This is a genomic window from Streptomyces phaeochromogenes (assembly GCF_001418655.1).
Lineage (GTDB): Bacteria > Actinomycetota > Actinomycetes > Streptomycetales > Streptomycetaceae > Streptomyces > Streptomyces phaeochromogenes.
Genome location: NZ_LIQZ01000279.1, coordinates 1 through 15,745, shown reverse-complemented (window position 1 = coordinate 15,745; position 15,745 = coordinate 1). Strand labels below are relative to the sequence as shown.

At 71.1% G+C, this 15,745-nt stretch carries 13 protein-coding genes; 7 read left to right on the top strand and 6 right to left on the bottom strand.

The annotated features are described in order from the left end of the window. The first annotated feature begins 34 nt into the window (after positions 1 to 34). Positions 35 to 1,570 carry an IucA/IucC family protein gene (locus tag AOK17_RS32285; protein ID WP_425424654.1) on the top strand — a complete coding sequence of 512 codons (1,536 nt, stop codon included), beginning with the start codon at positions 35 to 37 and terminating at the stop codon, positions 1,568 to 1,570. A gap of 9 nt (positions 1,571 to 1,579) precedes the next feature. On the opposite strand, the gene AOK17_RS32280 is transcribed toward AOK17_RS32285, so the two are convergent. Beyond that, entirely contained in the window at positions 1,580 to 2,341 is a 762-nt protein-coding gene (locus AOK17_RS32280) for a dienelactone hydrolase family protein (protein ID WP_055616119.1), read from the bottom strand. A 70-nt stretch (positions 2,342 to 2,411) separates the two neighbouring features. After that, positions 2,412 to 3,056: a hypothetical protein gene (locus AOK17_RS32275; RefSeq protein ID WP_055616118.1), complete on the bottom strand. Its 645-nt coding sequence runs from the start codon at positions 3,054 to 3,056 to the stop codon at positions 2,412 to 2,414. Between the two features lie 274 nt (positions 3,057 to 3,330). Here AOK17_RS32275 and AOK17_RS53670 point away from each other — a divergent pair, with 274 nt between their 5' ends. Further along, positions 3,331 to 6,396, top strand: coding sequence for a helix-turn-helix transcriptional regulator (locus AOK17_RS53670; RefSeq protein WP_281198655.1), 3,066 nt, complete (start codon positions 3,331 to 3,333; stop codon positions 6,394 to 6,396). A gap of 158 nt (positions 6,397 to 6,554) precedes the next feature. On the opposite strand, the gene AOK17_RS32265 is transcribed toward AOK17_RS53670, so the two are convergent. Then, entirely contained in the window at positions 6,555 to 7,403 is an 849-nt protein-coding gene (locus tag AOK17_RS32265; protein ID WP_245697509.1) for a calcium-binding protein, read from the bottom strand. Between the two features lie 232 nt (positions 7,404 to 7,635). Here AOK17_RS32265 and AOK17_RS32260 point away from each other — a divergent pair, with 232 nt between their 5' ends. Together AOK17_RS32260 and AOK17_RS32255 are read left to right on the top strand one after the other, a co-directional pair. Beyond that, on the top strand, positions 7,636 to 8,550 hold the full coding sequence (locus AOK17_RS32260) for a HipA family kinase (RefSeq protein ID WP_055616116.1): 915 nt from the start codon (positions 7,636 to 7,638) through the stop codon (positions 8,548 to 8,550). 62 nt (positions 8,551 to 8,612) lie between these two features. Then, positions 8,613 to 8,894: an Rdx family protein gene (locus AOK17_RS32255; protein WP_055616130.1), complete on the top strand. Its 282-nt coding sequence runs from the start codon at positions 8,613 to 8,615 to the stop codon at positions 8,892 to 8,894. Positions 8,895 to 8,915: 21 nt separating this feature from the next. Here the strand turns inward: AOK17_RS32255 and aceB are convergent, their stop codons facing one another. Then, positions 8,916 to 10,550 carry a malate synthase A gene (aceB, locus tag AOK17_RS32250; RefSeq protein WP_055616115.1) on the bottom strand — a complete coding sequence of 545 codons (1,635 nt, stop codon included), beginning with the start codon at positions 10,548 to 10,550 and terminating at the stop codon, positions 8,916 to 8,918. A gap of 220 nt (positions 10,551 to 10,770) precedes the next feature. Continuing rightward, on the bottom strand, positions 10,771 to 11,370 hold the full coding sequence (locus AOK17_RS32245; protein WP_055616114.1) for a nucleotidyltransferase family protein: 600 nt from the start codon (positions 11,368 to 11,370) through the stop codon (positions 10,771 to 10,773). A 223-nt stretch (positions 11,371 to 11,593) separates the two neighbouring features. Between AOK17_RS32245 and AOK17_RS32240 the strand changes: the two genes are divergently transcribed. Beyond that, positions 11,594 to 11,908 (top strand): DUF5955 family protein, encoded by a 315-nt coding sequence (locus AOK17_RS32240; protein ID WP_055616113.1) that lies wholly within the window; start codon positions 11,594 to 11,596, stop codon positions 11,906 to 11,908. Between the two features lie 83 nt (positions 11,909 to 11,991). Here AOK17_RS32240 and AOK17_RS32235 read toward each other — a convergent pair whose 3' ends face one another. Continuing rightward, positions 11,992 to 12,792, bottom strand: a complete 801-nt coding sequence (locus tag AOK17_RS32235) for an IclR family transcriptional regulator (RefSeq protein ID WP_055616112.1) — start codon at positions 12,790 to 12,792, stop codon at positions 11,992 to 11,994. Positions 12,793 to 13,088: 296 nt separating this feature from the next. On the opposite strand from AOK17_RS32235, the gene allB reads away from it, so the two are divergent. Both allB and alc read left to right on the top strand, forming a co-directional pair. Then, entirely contained in the window at positions 13,089 to 14,438 is a 1,350-nt protein-coding gene (gene allB, locus AOK17_RS32230) for an allantoinase AllB (protein WP_055616111.1), read from the top strand. A 145-nt stretch (positions 14,439 to 14,583) separates the two neighbouring features. Beyond that, positions 14,584 to 15,714, top strand: a complete 1,131-nt coding sequence (gene alc, locus AOK17_RS32225; protein WP_055616110.1) for an allantoicase — start codon at positions 14,584 to 14,586, stop codon at positions 15,712 to 15,714. The last annotated feature ends 31 nt before the right edge of the window (positions 15,715 to 15,745 follow it).

Sequence of the window (15,745 nt, the reverse complement as noted above, 5' to 3'; positions counted from 1 at the left end):
GCAACGAACGGATCGCGTGGACCTCATGCACCCCATGCCACCCATGCACCCCGGGGACGGCATCGGCGAAGCAGCCGATGCGTACGCGGCGGTACCGCTGCTCAATTGTCTGCTGCGGGAGCTCGGCGAGCCCGCCCCGGGGCCCGGGGCGCCCGGAGACCGGCGCGTGTACCGGCTGCCGGCCGGGGGCCGGCTCCTGCGGGTGCGCGCCGGACGCCGCCCCGCCGAGCCGGAGGTGTACGCCGCCGGTGCCTGGCAGCGCCTGAGCCACGCGGAACTGGTCAAACTCACCGCCGAGGTCCTCCGCGGGCACACCGGCCTGTCCAACCTCGAACTGCCCATCGAGATGACCGACAGCCGGGACGCGGTGGCGGCGATCCTGACCGCCCGGGAGGGGACGACCCCGCCCGACGACCTGTACCGGCGTTCCGAACAGTCCCTGATCACCGGACATCCCTACCATCCCGCCCCCAAGGCCCGCGGCGGCGGCCCGGTCTCCGGCTGGATTCCGTACGCCCCCGAGGCCTACACCCGCTTCCCGCTGGTGCTCCTGGGGCTGAGGGAGGACGTGTGCCTGGAGGACGGTGACACGAGCGCGCTCGACGCGCTGGGCGAGGCCCCGCCCGGCTATCGCCTCCTGCCCGTCCACCCCTGGCAGCTCGACCTCGTCGGCGCCCGCCCGGAGATCCGCGAGGCCTTCGCGGACGGCCGCCTCGTACGGCTGGGCCCCTCCGCGTGGACGGCCTGGCCGACGGCGGCCATCCGCACGCTGTACGTCCCCGCCACCGACCTCTTCCTGAAGTTCAGCCTCGACGTCCGCATCACCAACGACATCCGCCGCCTCTGGCGCCACGACCTCCTCCGGCTGCGCCGCACGGACACGGCGGTGACCTCGGCCTTCGCGGCCACGGGTACCCCCGCGGCCTGGCTGAGCGACCGCGGCTACCGCACCGCGGACTTCGCCTTCGAGGAGCTCGCCGTCCTCGTACGCGACGGGCTGCGCACCCATGTGACCCCCGGAGCGACCCCGGTTCTGGCGGCTGCGCTGACGGAGACCTTCGAGGGCAACCCCCTCGACGGCCTCGCCGACCCGGCCGCCTGGTGGTCGGCGTATCTGCGCCAAGTCGTGCCGCCCGCCCTGGAGTTGTTCGCCCGGCACGGGGTCGTACTCGAAGCGCATCTGCAGAACACGGTGGTCGCCGTGGACGCCGACAAGATGCCGGTGCGGGCGCTGTTCCGCGACGCGGAGGGCGTGAAACTGCTGCCCGAGGTGACGCGCGCGGACGGGTGGGAGCGGCTGGTGTACTGCCTGGTCGTCAACAACCTCCTGGAGATCGCGGAGGCGCTGGGGGAGCGGTACCCGGGCCTGGAGCTCTGGGGTCCCGTACGACGAGAGCTGACGCGGTGCGACGCGGAGCTGCCCGAGGCGGCCGGACTGCTCCGGGCCCCGGCCCTGCCAGGCAAGACGAATCTGCTGCTGCGCTGGACCGGCGCGGACGGCGCCGACGCCCGCTATCTGCCCGTCCCGAACCCCTTGCGCACGCCGGACGCGGCGGGCAGCGGGAAGTAGATGCCTGAGTCAGCCCTTTTGGTCTTCCGCCTTGAGGTGGGTGGCGAAGAAGTCGTCGATGCGCCGCCACGCGTCGACGGCGGACTCCGGGTGCGGCCTGATTCCGGCGACACGCATCAGCGGACGCAGCGCGCGTGGCCCGATCTCGGCGTCGTTGAGGAACGAATGCCCGGCCTCCGGGTACTCCTTGACGTCGTGGACGACGCCGAGCCGGTCGAGGGACGCCTCCAGCTTGCGGGCCGTGCCCGGCAGCGTACGGTCGCGGGCACCGTAACTCGCGACGACGGGGCAGGAACCGGCGAGTGCCCTGTCGGGCTCCTTCGGCAGACGGCCGTAGTTGACGGAGGCGGCGTCGAACTCGCCGTCGTTCCCGGCGAGGAGGGCGAAGGAACCGCCCATGCAGAAGCCGATGATGCCGATCCGCCCGGTGCAGTCGGGATCCTGGGCGAGATGGGTGCGGGCCGCCTCGATGTCGTGGAAGGCACGGCCGTGTCCGGACAGGGCGGCCCGGAAGGTCGGCACCAGGCAGCGGACGGTCCCTCCGTCGGTGAACAGGTCCGGCATGACGACCAGGTACCCGGCTTTCGCCAGCCGCTCCGTCTGACGATGCATCACATCATTGACGCCCAGCGCCTCATGGACCACGACGACCCCGGGCCAGGGGCCCGCCCCCACGGGCCGGGTGAGATGGCCGGTGAGCCGACGGGAGCCACCGCTGGCGACGCTGAGCTCGGTGAGATCGACGGTGGTGGCAGTGGTCGTGTCGGGCACGCTGTCCTCCGGGGGAGAGGCGACGGGGACGGCCGGGATGACAGTTGCGGCGGGACGGCCGAGGTGAAGGCTACGGCGCGATGAAGGGCTGTACGCGCTTCCGGTAGTCCTTCGGCCGAACCTCGTTGTAGTGCTTGTCCTTGTCCTCGCCCTCCGAGGTGAAGATGTACATCGGGCACTCGTCGGACTTGGCCTCACCCGTGTGCTTGTACAACTCCTCGCCCGTGCGCGCCTCGACGACCTTCAGGCGGTACGAGGTGTTGTACGTACTGACGGTGAACGGTTTGCCGTCGTCGCTCTCCATGTCGCACTTCTTGCCGGTCGGGCTCGCCTTGGTGCGTTCGACGCAGACGACCAGCTCGGCGTCGGCCGGCTTGTCCGAGTAGCCGAGGATCCAGCCCTTGGGGAAGTCGCCGGCGGGCGGCTCGAACTGCGACCAGGTGTCACCGGGGTTGTTCATGAGCATCGCCGGGTGCACGGTCTTCTTCGTACGGTCGTAGGCGGGCATCCCCGAGTAGCCGAGGCCGTCCGTGCACACCCGCTCCAGGTCCAGCGAGGTCGCCGGTACCTCCGGGCCGTCCGCCGCCGAACTCGTCGTCGACGAACCGCCGTTGTCGCCTCCCGAGCCTCCGTCCGTGCCTCCGGTGAGCGACGAGCACCCGCACAGGGCCAGGCTCAGAAGCCCGGTGGTGATCCATACGCGGGCACGCGGCATTGACGGCATTGACGGTGTTGAAGACATGTGGCGACCCCCATCGATGAAAGAACAGCAGGCAGGGCATGTCCCCCGGGCCATGCCCTGTCCCCCCTGCCCTGCTGGAGTAGAGCCTGCCGCCCGTCGGCAGCCGCGGACATCGGGGAAGTGCCCCCATGTAGTTGTGCGGTTCCTGTGGCTCGTGGGTACTACGCTGTGTGGATTCGAAGGAGCTTTCGACGGGTGCCGGGTGGGGGCATCCCGGAAGAGGGCGCAGGGGGCCTGAGTGTCGTCGTTGTCGTCATCGGTACTGGTCGGCAGAGAACCGGAGCGGGATCTTCTGACCGCGGCCGTCCGATCGGCGGGCGAGGGGCGGGGCTCCTCGGTGTTCGTGCTGGGCGAGCCGGGCATCGGCAAGTCACGCCTCGTCGAGGAGGCCGCGGACGCCGCCGTACGCACCGGGTTACGGGTGCTTCGCGGTCGGGCCGCGTCCGCCGGGCGCGCGGTGCCGCTGCGCCCGCTGGCGGAGGCCGTGTTCTCCGGGCTGCGCGGCGAAGGGGCGCCCGCCGACGGGGACTTGGGCCCGTACGAGCCGCTGCTGTCGCGACTGTGCGGGCTGGCGCCGCAGGACGGTGCGCCGCTGGTGGGCTACGCCGAGGCGGTGCTGCGGCTCATGGGGGCCCTCGGACGCACCGGCGGCTGTGTTCTGGTGCTGGAGGACCTGCACGACGCGGACGCCGACACGCTCACCATCGTCGACTACCTCACGGACAACCTTCCCGGCCGGCGGGCCGTCCTGCTGGCCACCCTGCGCGGTGGGCCCGGACCGGCCCTCGACCTTGCCGAGGCCGCCGCGTCCCGCCGTACGGCCCGCACCCTGCGCCTCGCCCGCCTCGGCTCCGCCCACACCGCGGAGTTGGCCGCCCGCTGTCTGGGCCACGACGACGCGGGCAACGTACCGGCAGCCGTACTTGACCGGCTGCACGCCGTCTCCGAAGGTGTCCCCTTCGTCGTGGAGGAACTGCTGACCGCCATGGTCGACAGCGGCAACCTCGTTCGGCGGCGGGGTGACGGCTGGGCGGTGACCGGCTCGCTGAACGCCCACGTGCCCGCGACGGTCGCCGCCGCCGTCCTTCAGCGCGTGGACCACCTGGAACCGCCCGGCGTCGCGCTCCTGGAAGCGGCGGCCGTCCTGGGCAGGCGCTTCCCCGTGGACATCGCCGCCCGCGTCGCAGGGCTCGACCGGGCGACGGCACTGCGCCAGCTGCGCCATGCGGCACGCGCCCAACTGGTCACCGACGGCGCCACCGCGGAGGAGCCCGGCTGGCACACGTTCCGCCACGCCCTGACCGCCGACGCCATCACCCACCGGCTGCTGCCCGTGGAACGGGCGGCACTCTGTCTCGCCGCGGCCGACGCGATCGAGTCCGCCGGCGTGATCGAGTCCGCCGACGCCATCGAGGGCGTTGACGCGGCCGAGTCCGTCGACGGGGCAGGGCCGGGGCCCCGGGACGCGGGCCGTCCCGCCCGGCGGGCCGCGGAGCCGCACGGTCTGATCGGCGGTGACTCGGGTGACGACCTGTACCGCCTGGCCGCGGAGCTGTGTGTCGCCGGCGGGCAGCGGGCCCGGGCGGCAGTGCTGCTCACCCGGGCCGGCCGGCAGGCGGTCCTGCGGGGCGCTCTGCTGACCGCGGTGGAACTCCTCGACCGGGGCCTGGAGCTGACCTCCCGCGCCGCGGACGCCTCGCCCGAGGCAGTGGCCGGACTGCTGGAGGAGTTACTGGGGACCCTCGTCCTCACGGGCGATGTCCAGCGCGTACCGGAGCTCGGCGACCGGCTGGACGGTGTCCTGACCGCGTGGGGCGCGCCGCCCGCCCGCCGCGCGGCCGGTTTCCTGACCCGGGCGAGGGCCGCCGCCACCGCGCAGCAGTGGGAGGAGGGCCTGACCGCCGTCCGGCGGGCACGGGAACTGCTCGGAGCCGAGCCCGACCCCGCGTCCCGCGCCGCCCTGGACGCGGTCGCCGCGCACCTGGTGCTCAACTCGCGGCGCCCGGACCGGCTGGAGAGCGCCAGGGCCCTGGCCGAAGGGGCCGTGGCGACCGCCGAGGCCGTCGGACTGCCGGAGGTGAGCTGCAAGGCGCTGAACATGCTCGGGTACTGCCTGCGGCCCCAGGACCTGGCCGAGGCGGAGAACGTGTTCGAACGCCTGGTGGCCACGGCCGAGACCCACGCGCTGCCGGTCTGGCGGATACGAGGCCTGCTGGAACTCGGCGTCCTCGACCGGATCCGGGCCACCGGAACCGATCGGCTGCTGGCCGCACGGAAGGCTGCCGAGGAGACCGGTGCGGTGCTCATGACGGCCTGGGCCGACATGCATCTGGCACAGGCACATGTGCTGCGCGACGAGCACGACAGCGCCCTGGAGTCCGCCCGGCGGCTCCGGACGACGGCCCACCGGCTGCGGTTGCCCGAGGTACAGCTGATCGGCGTCGGAGTGGACGCCATCATCGCCGCCTCACGTGGTGATCGGCAGAAACTCCAGGCCGCGTTGCACACCATGGAGAGCGCACTGGCCGGACGGAGCGCCGGAGCGCTCTGGGGCTACGCCGACACCTCCGTGTGGGGCTGGGCCCAGGGCATCTGCTCCCTGCTGCGGGAGGAACCCGACCGCGCGCTGGCCGAGTTCACCGAGGCGGACCGGGCCATGCGCGCACTGCCCAGCACGCGCGGGGTCACCGGTTTCCTGGGCCCCTATCTGCTCCTGCGGACCGTACGGGGCGCGGCCGGCTGGGCGGAGCTGGACGGTTCCGTCGCGGACCGGCTCACCCAGGTGCACTGGGACCGGCCGTTCGCGGGATGGTCCCGGGCCGTGCTGCTGGGCCGCGAGGGCCGGTCCGCCGAGGCCGCCAAGGCGGCCGAGGAAGCACTGGCCGGGACCGACGCCATCCCGCTGGCCCGTCACCTGTGTCTGCGCCTGGGCGCTTCCGCGGCGCTCGCCGACGGCTGGGGACAGCCTGTCGAGTGGCTGCGCGCCGCCGAGCAGTTCTTCCACGACCGGGGTACGACACGGGTGTCGGCCGCCTGCCGCGCCATGCTGCGGGAAGCGGGCTCTCCCGTGGCCCGCCGCCGCGAGGGCCACGACACGATTCCCCAGGAGCTGCGACGGGTGGGCGTGACCGCGCGGGAGTACGAGGTGCTGCGCCTGCTCGGCCGGGGGCTCGGCAACCAGGAGATCGCCGAGCAGCTCTTCCTCTCGCCACGCACCGTCGAGAAGCACCTCGCGAGTCTCCGGAACCGCACCGATCGGAGCGGCCGGGCCGCCCTGATCACCCTGGCACGCCGGTACGCGGCCGGGCAGTGACCCCGACCGTCTCGACCGGCGGCCGGCACCGCGGCCCCGGAGTGGCTCGGGAGCGCCTGCCGCGAGCGGTGGAACCGGTGCTCGCGGCAGGCGCTCCCGAGTGACGAGGCGGCAGCGGCTACGGATTCGGTGACGGTGGAATCAGCGGATGCGGGTGGTCAGGCCTCGCAGGCGCTCTTCGTGTCGCTCGTGTCGGCGGTGCAGGTGTCGGTGTTGGCGCCCCCGTTGAGGGAGTCGTTGCCGAACACGCCGTCGACACCTTCGAGGGTGTCGTTGCCCGCTCCACCGCTGTGGGTGTCGTTGCCGGCGCCCCCGACCAGGGTGTCGTTGCCCGTGCCGCCCACCAGGAGGTCGTTGCCCCCGAAGCCGGACAGGATGTCGCCCGCCGTGCCCCCGGTGAGCGTGTCGCCGAACTGGCTGCCGTAGACGATCTCGACGTCGGTGAGAACGTTGTCGCCCTCCCCGCCGATGCCGTCGTCGGCGGCGTTGTCGATGTCCACGACCACGCCCGAGCCGCTCTCCAGGTAGCTGACGACGTCGTTGGTGCCGCCCCCGCCGCTGATCCGGTCGGCACCGGTGCCGCCGATGAGGAGGTCGAAGGTGGCGCTGCCGTTCAGGGTGTCGTTGCCCGTGCCGCCGTTGAGGCTGTTGCTGCCGGGGCTGGGGCCGCCATTGATGACATCGTTGCCCGACTCGCCCTTCAGCTCACTGCGGACGTTGGCGGTCTTGGTGATGGTGTCGTTGCCGTCCCCGGCGTTGACCACGACCGTGTCGGAGCTGACGACCACCGGGCAGGCCACCGTGCCGTTGGTCAGGAGGGTGCAGTTGAGACCGGCGGTCAGGGTGTCGGAGGTGTCCCGGATGATGATGAAACTCCCGGACAGACTGACCGTGATGTTGTTCGCGCGGCCCTGCGCCGCGTTCACGACGATGTTGGTCCCGCTCTTGAACACACCGGTGGCCGCGCTCGCCGGCCCTCCGGTCAAGGTCACCGCGGAACCGGCCATCGCCGCGACCACCAAGACCCGGAGTAACGCTTTTCTCCCCATGGAATCCCTCTCGGTTGTGTGAATCGACCTGCTCACAGTGCCCGCGGGACCTGGGAGGCACATGGGGGAACGCCCCCCAATTACCGGCCCTCGATTACTATGCTCACTTCACGCCGGGCACTTTCCGCTGTTTGACAGCTCCAAGGTCGTCCATGGATTGCAAGGTCAATGAAGCAGGTGGCCCGAGAAAATGCTGAGGAACGTTAGCGCGACCCGCTACATCGAACCCCTCCGGGCGGGCGGCTCCGTCCCCGGGATCGTCGAAGCGGACGACCTGGGCACCTACGTCGTGAAGTTCACGGGCTCGGCGCAGGGTCGCAAGGCGCTGGTCGCCGAGGTGATCGTCGGCGAGCTGGCGCGCGCCCTCGGACTGCGGTTCCCCGAGCTGGTGCTGGTGCACTTCGACCCGGCGGTCGGCGCGCACGAGCCCCACCAGGAGGTCCAGGACCTGCTCCGGGCCAGCGCGGGCCTGAACCTCGGCATGGACTACCTGTCCGGCGCCAAGGACTTCACCCCGGAGGTCGCGAAGACGTTCCCCGTCGATCCGCTGGAGGCGGGCAGGATCATCTGGCTGGACGCCCTCACGGTCAACGTGGACCGTACGACGCACAGTTCGAACCTGATGATCTGGCCCACGCTCGGCGTCGCACCCCCGCGGCTGTGGCTGATCGACCACGGTGCGGCCCTGGTCTTCCACCACCGCTGGGACGCCTCCGAGCCGGAGAAGGCGTACGACTTCCGGCGCCACGCGCTCGGCGGCCACACCCCCGACACCCGCGCGGCGGACGCCGAGCTCGCGCCCAAGGTGACGGAGGAACTGCTGCGCGCGATCACGGCCGAGGTGCCCGACGCCTGGCTCGCCGACGAGCCCGGTTTCGCGACCCCGGACGAGGCCCGTGAGGCGTACGTCGGCTATCTCCTCGCCCGTGCCAGGGCCTCCGCGGCCTGGCTCCCCACGGACTTCCCCACCCGCGAGCAGCTCGCCGCGGAGGACGCGGACCGCGCGGCGAAGACCCGGCGGGGCCGGCCGGACTGGCTCAAGCAGGTCCCCGACCTGCACGGCAAGCCGGCGGTGGAACACGACGGGTCGGTACACCTCGGATGACCGCCGAGAATGGTCACGTGACTTCTGAGAACGTGACCACCGAGAACGTGAACACTGAGAACGTGACCCCTGAGAACACGCACCGCGTTCAGATCGAGTACTGCACCCAGTGCCGCTGGCTGCCCCGCGCCGCCTGGCTCGCCCAGGAACTCCTCACCACCTTCGAGCAGGAGCTGACGGAGCTCGCGCTCAAGCCCGGCACCGGCGGCGTCTTCGTCGTACGGGTCGACGACGAGGTGGTCTGGGACCGCCGCGAGCAGGGCTTCCCGGAGCCGACGGCCGTCAAGCGCCTCGTACGCGACCGAGTGGCCCCGGAAAAGTCCCTGGGCCACTCGGAGAAGTGAGGCGTCCGAAGCTGTTCCGGTTCAGCCGGCCAGCTGCTCGTAGGCCGGCAGGGTCAGGAAGTCCGCGTAGTCCTCGTCGAGGGCGACGGTGAGCAGCAGGTCGTGGGCCTGCTGCCAGCGGCCGGCCGTGAAGGCCTCCTCGCCGATCTCGGCGCGGATGTCGGCCAGTTCCCGGTCCGCGATCTCGCGGGTCAGCTCGGGCGTGGCCTTCACCATGTTCCCGTCGTGCTCGAACTCGACGCCCGCGTTGATCCACTGCCAGATCTGCGAGCGGGAGATCTCAGCCGTCGCCGCGTCCTCCATCAGGTTGAAGATGGCGACCGCGCCGAGACCCCGCAGCCACGCCTCGATGTAACGGATGCCGACCTGCACGGCGTTGACGAGTCCGTCGTACGTGGGCCTGGCGTCGAGGGAGTCGACGGCGATGAGGTCGGCCGCCTTCACGTCGACGTCTTCCCGCAGGCGGTCCTTCTGGTTCGGCCGGTCGCCGAGCACGGCGTCGAAGGACGCCATCGCGATCGGAACGAGGTCCGGGTGGGCCACCCACGATCCGTCGAAGCCGTCGCCCGCCTCACGGTCCTTGTCGGCCTTGACCTTCTCGAAGGCGACCTTGTTGACCTCTTCGTCGCGCCGCGAGGGGATGAACGCGGCCATGCCGCCGATCGCGTGCGCGCCGCGCTTGTGGCAGGTGCGGACGAGGAGTTCGGTGTACGCGCGCATGAACGGGGCTGTCATCGTCACCGCGTTGCGGTCCGGGAGGACGAACTTCTGCCCGCCGTCACGGAAGTTCTTGACGATGGAGAAGAGGTAGTCCCAGCGGCCCGCGTTCAACCCCGAGGCATGGTCGCGGAGTTCGTAGAGGATCTCCTCCATCTCGTACGCCGCCGTGATCGTCTCGATCAGGACGGTCGCGCGGACGGTGCCCTGCGGGATGCCGACGTAGTCCTGCGCGAAGACGAACACCTCGTTCCAGAGGCGGGCCTCCAGGTGCGACTCCGTCTTCGGGAGGTAGAAGTACGGGCCCTTGCCGAGGTCGAGGAGGCGCTGGGCGTTGTGGAAGAAGTACAGGCCGAAGTCGACGAGCGCGCCCGGGACCGGGGTGCCCTCGGCGTCGACGAGGTGACGCTCGTTGAGATGCCAGCCGCGCGGGCGCATGACGACGGTCGCCAGCTCCTCGGGGGCCTTCAGGGCGTACGACTTGCCGGTGCGCTCGTCGGTGAAGTCGATGCTGCGGGTGTACGCGTCGGCCATGTTCACCTGGCCGGTGACCACGTTCTCCCAGGTGGGCGCGGAGGCGTCCTCGAAGTCCGCGAGCCACACCTTCGCACCCGAGTTGAGGGCGTTGATGGTCATCTTGCGGTCGGTGGGACCGGTGATCTCGACGCGGCGGTCGTTCAGGGCCTCGGGCGACGGCGCCACCTTCCAGGAGTCGTCCGCGCGGATCGCGGCAGTCTCCGGGAGGAAGTCGAGCGTGGAGGTGCGGGCGATCTCGGCGCGGCGCTCGGCACGGCGGGCGAGGAGCTCGTCACGCCGGGGCGTGAACCGCCGGTGCAGCTCGGCCACGAAGGCGAGGGCCGCGTCGGTGAGGACCTCCTCCTGCCGGGGCAGGGGCTCGGCGTCGACGATGGCCAGCGGGGACGGCGCTGGTGCGGACATGAACTGTCACTTCCTTCAGCGAGCTGACGTGAGTACGCCGCGGCACCGGGTGCCAGCGGAACCTGAAGCGGCCGACGGGACCCGGAGGAGAGTCGGACGCTTCTGAACAGTGGATAGTAGTTTCCTCATGGTGGAAGTTCAATAATTTGTTGACGTCGAGATTCTCCGCTTCGAGGGAATGTGGCGCTCGGTGCCACCCCGTTCACTCAAGGTGGACCAGTCACTCAAGGTGGACCAGGTCGCTCTCCGTGTCGATGTCGAAGGGCTGTGCCACGTCCCCGCACTCGACGAGCGCGATCTCGTCCTCGTGTGCCTTCAGATAGGCGCGCGCCCCCCGGTCCCCGGTCGCGGTCGCGGCGATCCCCGCCCAGTGCCGGGCGCCGAACAGCACCGGATGCCCTCTCTTCCCGTCGTACGCGGCTGCCGCGAGCGTCTCCTCCGACGTGTACGCGGCGTGTACGCGGGCCACGGCTTCCGGCCCGATGCCCGGCTGGTCCACCAGCGACACCAGCACGGCCCGGGCGCCCGTACCGGCCAGCGAGTCCAGGCCCGCCCGCAGCGAGGAGCCCATGCCCTGCGCCCATTCGGGGTTGTCCACGAGTACACAGCCGGGCAGCAGGGCCCGCTCGCGCACGGCGTCCGCCCCGGCGCCGAGCACCACATGGATCCGGGTGCAGCCGCCCGCCCTCAGTGTCCCGACCGCGTGTTCGACGAGCGGGTGTCCCCGGTGGGTCAGCAGCGCCTTGGGGCGCCCGCCGAGGCGGCGCCCCCCGCCGGCGGCCAGCAGCAGCCCGGCGACCTGCTCGTTGTTCTCCGTCATTCCCCCTGCATACCGGACCCGGGGCCGGCATGCCCCGAAACCCCCGCGGGCCTCGCGGTGTCCGGGGACTGAATTTCGGTCCTCGTGGTGGCGTCCACCGCATCGGGTGGCGTTTACTGTCCCGCGTCCCTGGGCGCCTGACCAACGCCACGGGGTGTATTTCGGCGTGAGCGCGGAACAGGGACGACGTATCGCGCACAAAGACGTGCGAGGGGGGAGAGCTGTGTTGCGGAGCTTGGGACAGAGGTCAGTGACCGGCAGCGACGAGGATCCGAGAGTGGCGGAGTTGCGGACCGCGGTGTCCAGGCTGCGCCGCGAACTCGCCGCGCATCCGGCCGAGTTCCCGGACCGCGGCATCGCGGAGGACGAACTCGCGGCGCTCGCCGCGATGGCCGTCACCGGGATGCCGGAGGTGCCCCGCCTGCGCCGCTCACTGCTCCTGATCGCCGGTTCCATCGGCTCGGTCAGCGCACTGGCCGCCGGACTCGCGGGCGTACGCAGCGCGGTGGAACTCTTCGGGGAGCCACCCCGGCGCTGAGACCGGTCAAGTGGCCGATCCCGGACGGGAGTTCAGACCGCCGAGCCCCACCGGCGCTCAGGTCGCCGAGCCCGAACCGGCGCTCAGGTCGTCGATCCCGAGCTGGCCAGGGCCTCGGACAGCTCCACCGCGACCTGCTGGAGCACCGGCACGATCCGCTCGGTGGCCGTCTCGGTGACGCGGCCGGCCGGACCGGAGATCGAAATCGCCGCGGCGGTGGGGGAGTTGGGCACGGAGACCGCGAGGCAGCGGACCCCGATCTCCTGCTCGTTGTCGTCCACCGCGTACCCGGCGCTCCGTACCTCTTCGAGCGCGCTGAGGAACCCCTCCGGGGTCGTGATCGTCTTCTCCGTCGCCGCGGGCATGCCCGTACGGGACAGGAGGGCGCGCACCTCGTCCGCCGGGACGTGTGCGAGCAGGGCCTTGCCGACACCCGTGGAGTGCGGCAGCACCCGGCGGCCCACCTCGGTGAACATCCGCATCGAGTGCTTGGACGGCACCTGAGCCACGTACACGATCTCGTCGCCGTCGAGCAGCGCCATGTTCGCCGTCTCGCCGGTCTCCTCGACCAGGCGCGCCAGATAGGGGCGGGCCCAGGTGCCGAGCAGCCGGGACGCGGACTCGCCGAGCCGGATCAGACGCGGGCCGAGCGCATAGCGCCGGTTGGCCTGCTGGCGTACATATCCGCAGGCCACGAGGGTGCGCATGAGACGGTGGATGGTGGGCAGCGGCAGCCCGCTGCTCGCGGACAACTCGCTCAGCCCGACCTCACCGCCCGCGTCCGCCATTCGCTCCAGCAGATCGAAGGCGCGCTCAAGAGACTGGACGCCACCGGAGGCGGCGGCTGGCTTGGCGTCGGTGGTGCTGGCGCTGGACGTCGGCACGGGCGCGGTCCTTTCAGGCGGGCAGGGAGGCAGCCTACCCGGCAGTTGGTTGACTGCACGGCTCGGTGTGGTTACGTTCTGCGTGGTGGAAGTGTAATTCCGCTTTGTGGAAACGTCCAGGGAATTCGCCTGCAACGGTCGGCCGGGAAGTCGACTCTTGACGGCGTGGAGCGAGGAGTGAAGACTCCTTCAACAGAACGTTGAATTCCGTTACGTGGAAGTAAACAGCGGAAGGCGACGGGCGGCACAGAGACATGTGCGGCGTGAAGAGACGTGCGGCATGGAGAGGGGTCCGGGTGTCCGACGACGGATGGGGCGAATTGATCCTGCGCTCGACGCGCGTGATCACCCCCGAAGGGATGCGGGCCGCCTCGGTCGCCGTCTCCGGGGGAAAGATCACGGCCGTGCTCGCGCACGACGCCGAGGTGCCGGCCGGAGCCCGGCTGGAGGACTTCGGTGACGACGTCCTGCTGCCCGGCCTCGTCGACACCCACGTGCACGTCAACGACCCCGGCCGCACGGAGTGGGAGGGCTTCTGGACCGCCACGCGCGCCGCGGCGGCCGGCGGCATCACGACCCTGGTCGACATGCCCCTCAACTCCCTGCCGCCGACCACGACGGTCGACCACCTGCGCACCAAGAAGGACGTCGCCCGCTCCAAGGCGCACATCGACGTCGGCTTCTGGGGCGGCGCCCTGCCCGACAACGTCAAGGACCTGCGGCCCCTGCACGACGCGGGCGTCTTCGGCTTCAAGGCGTTCCTGTCGCCCTCCGGGGTCGACGAGTTCCCCGAGCTGGACCAGGAGCAACTCGCCCTGTCCCTCGCGGAGATCGCCGGATTCGACGGTCTGCTCATCGTGCACGCCGAGGACCCGCACCACCTCGCGGCGGCCCCGCAGAAGAGCGGCCAGAAGTACGCCGACTTCCTCGCCTCACGGCCGCGCGACGCCGAGAACACCGCCATCACGAACCTCGTCGCCCAGGCCAAGCGCCTCAACGCGCGCGTCCACGTGCTGCACCTCTCGTCCAGCGACGCGCTGCCGCTGATCGCCGCCGCCAAGGCCGAGGGCGTACGCATCACGGTCGAGACCTGCCCCCACTATCTGACCCTGACGGCCGAGGAAGTCCCGGACGGGGCAAGCGAGTTCAAGTGCTGCCCGCCGATCCGCGAGGCCGCCAACCAGGACCTGCTCTGGCAGGCGCTGGCCGACGGCACGATCGACTGTGTGGTCACCGACCACTCCCCGTCGACGGCCGACCTCAAGACCGACGACTTCGCGACCGCGTGGGGCGGCATCTCCGGCCTCCAGCTCAGCCTGTCCGCCGTCTGGACCGAGGCCCGCAGGCGCGGGTACGGCCTGGAGGACGTGGTCCGCTGGATGTCCTCGCGCACAGCCCAGCTGGTCGGCCTCGACGACCGCAAGGGCGCCATCGCCGTCGGCCACGACGCCGACTTCGCGGTCCTCGCACCCGACGAGACCTTCACCGTCGACCCCGCCGCGCTCCAACACCGCAACCGGGTCACCGCGTACGCGGGCCGGACGCTGCACGGAGTCGTGAGGTCTACGTGGCTGCGCGGCGAACGCATCGTGGCGGACGGGGAGTTCGCTGATCCGAAGGGGCAACTCCTGTCCAGAGGACGGTAGTTAGCCTCCCGCCGAAGAGAGAAAAACACCCACTCGGAACCCACTGAAGAGCACGAAAGAGAAAGAAGAGCCGGTACCCGTACCAGCGATTCACGCATGACCCGCACCCGCAGCGGCCGACTCCCGAAAGGCAGACCTGATCACTGTGACGGCGCAGCACCAATCCCCCCTGGCCCGTTTCACCGGCGACGCGAACCCCTACGGAGGCGGCGACCCGTACGCGGACCACCGCAGCGCCGACTTCCCCTTCACCCAGTACGCCAACCTCGCCGACCGGCAGCTCGGCGCCGGGGTCATCGCCGCCAACGACGAGTTCTTCGCCCAGCGCGAGAACCTGCTCCTGCCCGAGCGGGCCGAGTTCGACCCCGAGCACTTCGGGCACAAGGGCAAGATCATGGACGGCTGGGAGACCCGGCGCCGGCGCGGTGCCTCCGCCGAACACCCGTGGCCCACGGCCGACGACCACGACTGGGCGCTCGTACGCCTCGGTGCGCCCGGCGTCGTACGGGGCATCGTCATCGACACCGCCCACTTCCGTGGCAACTACCCGCAGGCGGTGTCGGTCGAGGGTGCCTCGGTCCCCGGCTCCCCGTCGCCCGAGGAGCTCCTCGCGGACGACGTGAAGTGGACAACTCTCGTTCCCCGTACGGCGGTCGGCGGCCACGCGGCCAACGGCTTCGCCGTCGACGTCGAGCAGCGCATCACCCACCTCCGCGTCAACCAGCATCCGGACGGTGGCATCGCGCGCCTTCGCGTGTACGGCGAGGTCGTACCCGACCCGCAGTGGCTGTCGGTCCTCGGCACCTTCGACGTCGTCGCCCTGGAGAACGGCGGGCAGGTCGAGGACGCGTCCAACCTCTTCTACTCACCCGCCACCAACACCATCCAGCCGGGGCGGTCCCGCAAGATGGACGACGGGTGGGAGACGCGGCGGCGGCGGGACCAGGGGCACGACTGGATTCGCTACCAGTTGGTCGCGCGGTCCGAGATCCGTGCGGTGGAGATCGATACGGCGTATCTGAAGGGCAACTCTGCCGGGTGGGCGTCGGTTTCCGTGCGGGACGGTGTGGACGGGGAGTGGGTCGAGGTCCTGCCCCGCACCCGCCTCCAGCCCGACACGAACCACCGCTTCGTCCTCGCGGGCCCGTCCGTCGGCACGCACGCGCGCGTAGACATCTTTCCGGATGGTGGCATCTCCCGGCTGAGGCTGTTCGGTTCCCTGACGGAGGAGGGCGCGGCGAGGCTGGCGGCCCGCCACCAGGAACTCGGGGGCTGACCCGAGGGGGTTTCTTCGCCCCCGCCGCCCC

Bases quoted from the DNA above. Each gene is read 5' to 3' on its own strand.
- AOK17_RS32275 (WP_055616118.1), bottom strand. From the start codon at position 3,056: ATGCCGCGTGCCCGCGTATGGATCACCACCGGGCTTCTGAGCCTGGCC.
- AOK17_RS32245 (WP_055616114.1), bottom strand. From the start codon at position 11,370: ATGACGGAGAACAACGAGCAGGTCGCCGGGCTGCTGCTGGCCGCCGGC.
- aceB (WP_055616115.1), bottom strand. From the start codon at position 10,550: ATGTCCGCACCAGCGCCGTCCCCGCTGGCCATCGTCGACGCCGAGCCC.
- AOK17_RS32265 (WP_245697509.1), bottom strand. From the start codon at position 7,403: ATGGCCGGTTCCGCGGTGACCTTGACCGGAGGGCCGGCGAGCGCGGCC.
- AOK17_RS32285 (WP_425424654.1), top strand. From the start codon at position 35: ATGCCACCCATGCACCCCGGGGACGGCATCGGCGAAGCAGCCGATGCG.
- AOK17_RS32260 (WP_055616116.1), top strand. From the start codon at position 7,636: ATGCTGAGGAACGTTAGCGCGACCCGCTACATCGAACCCCTCCGGGCG.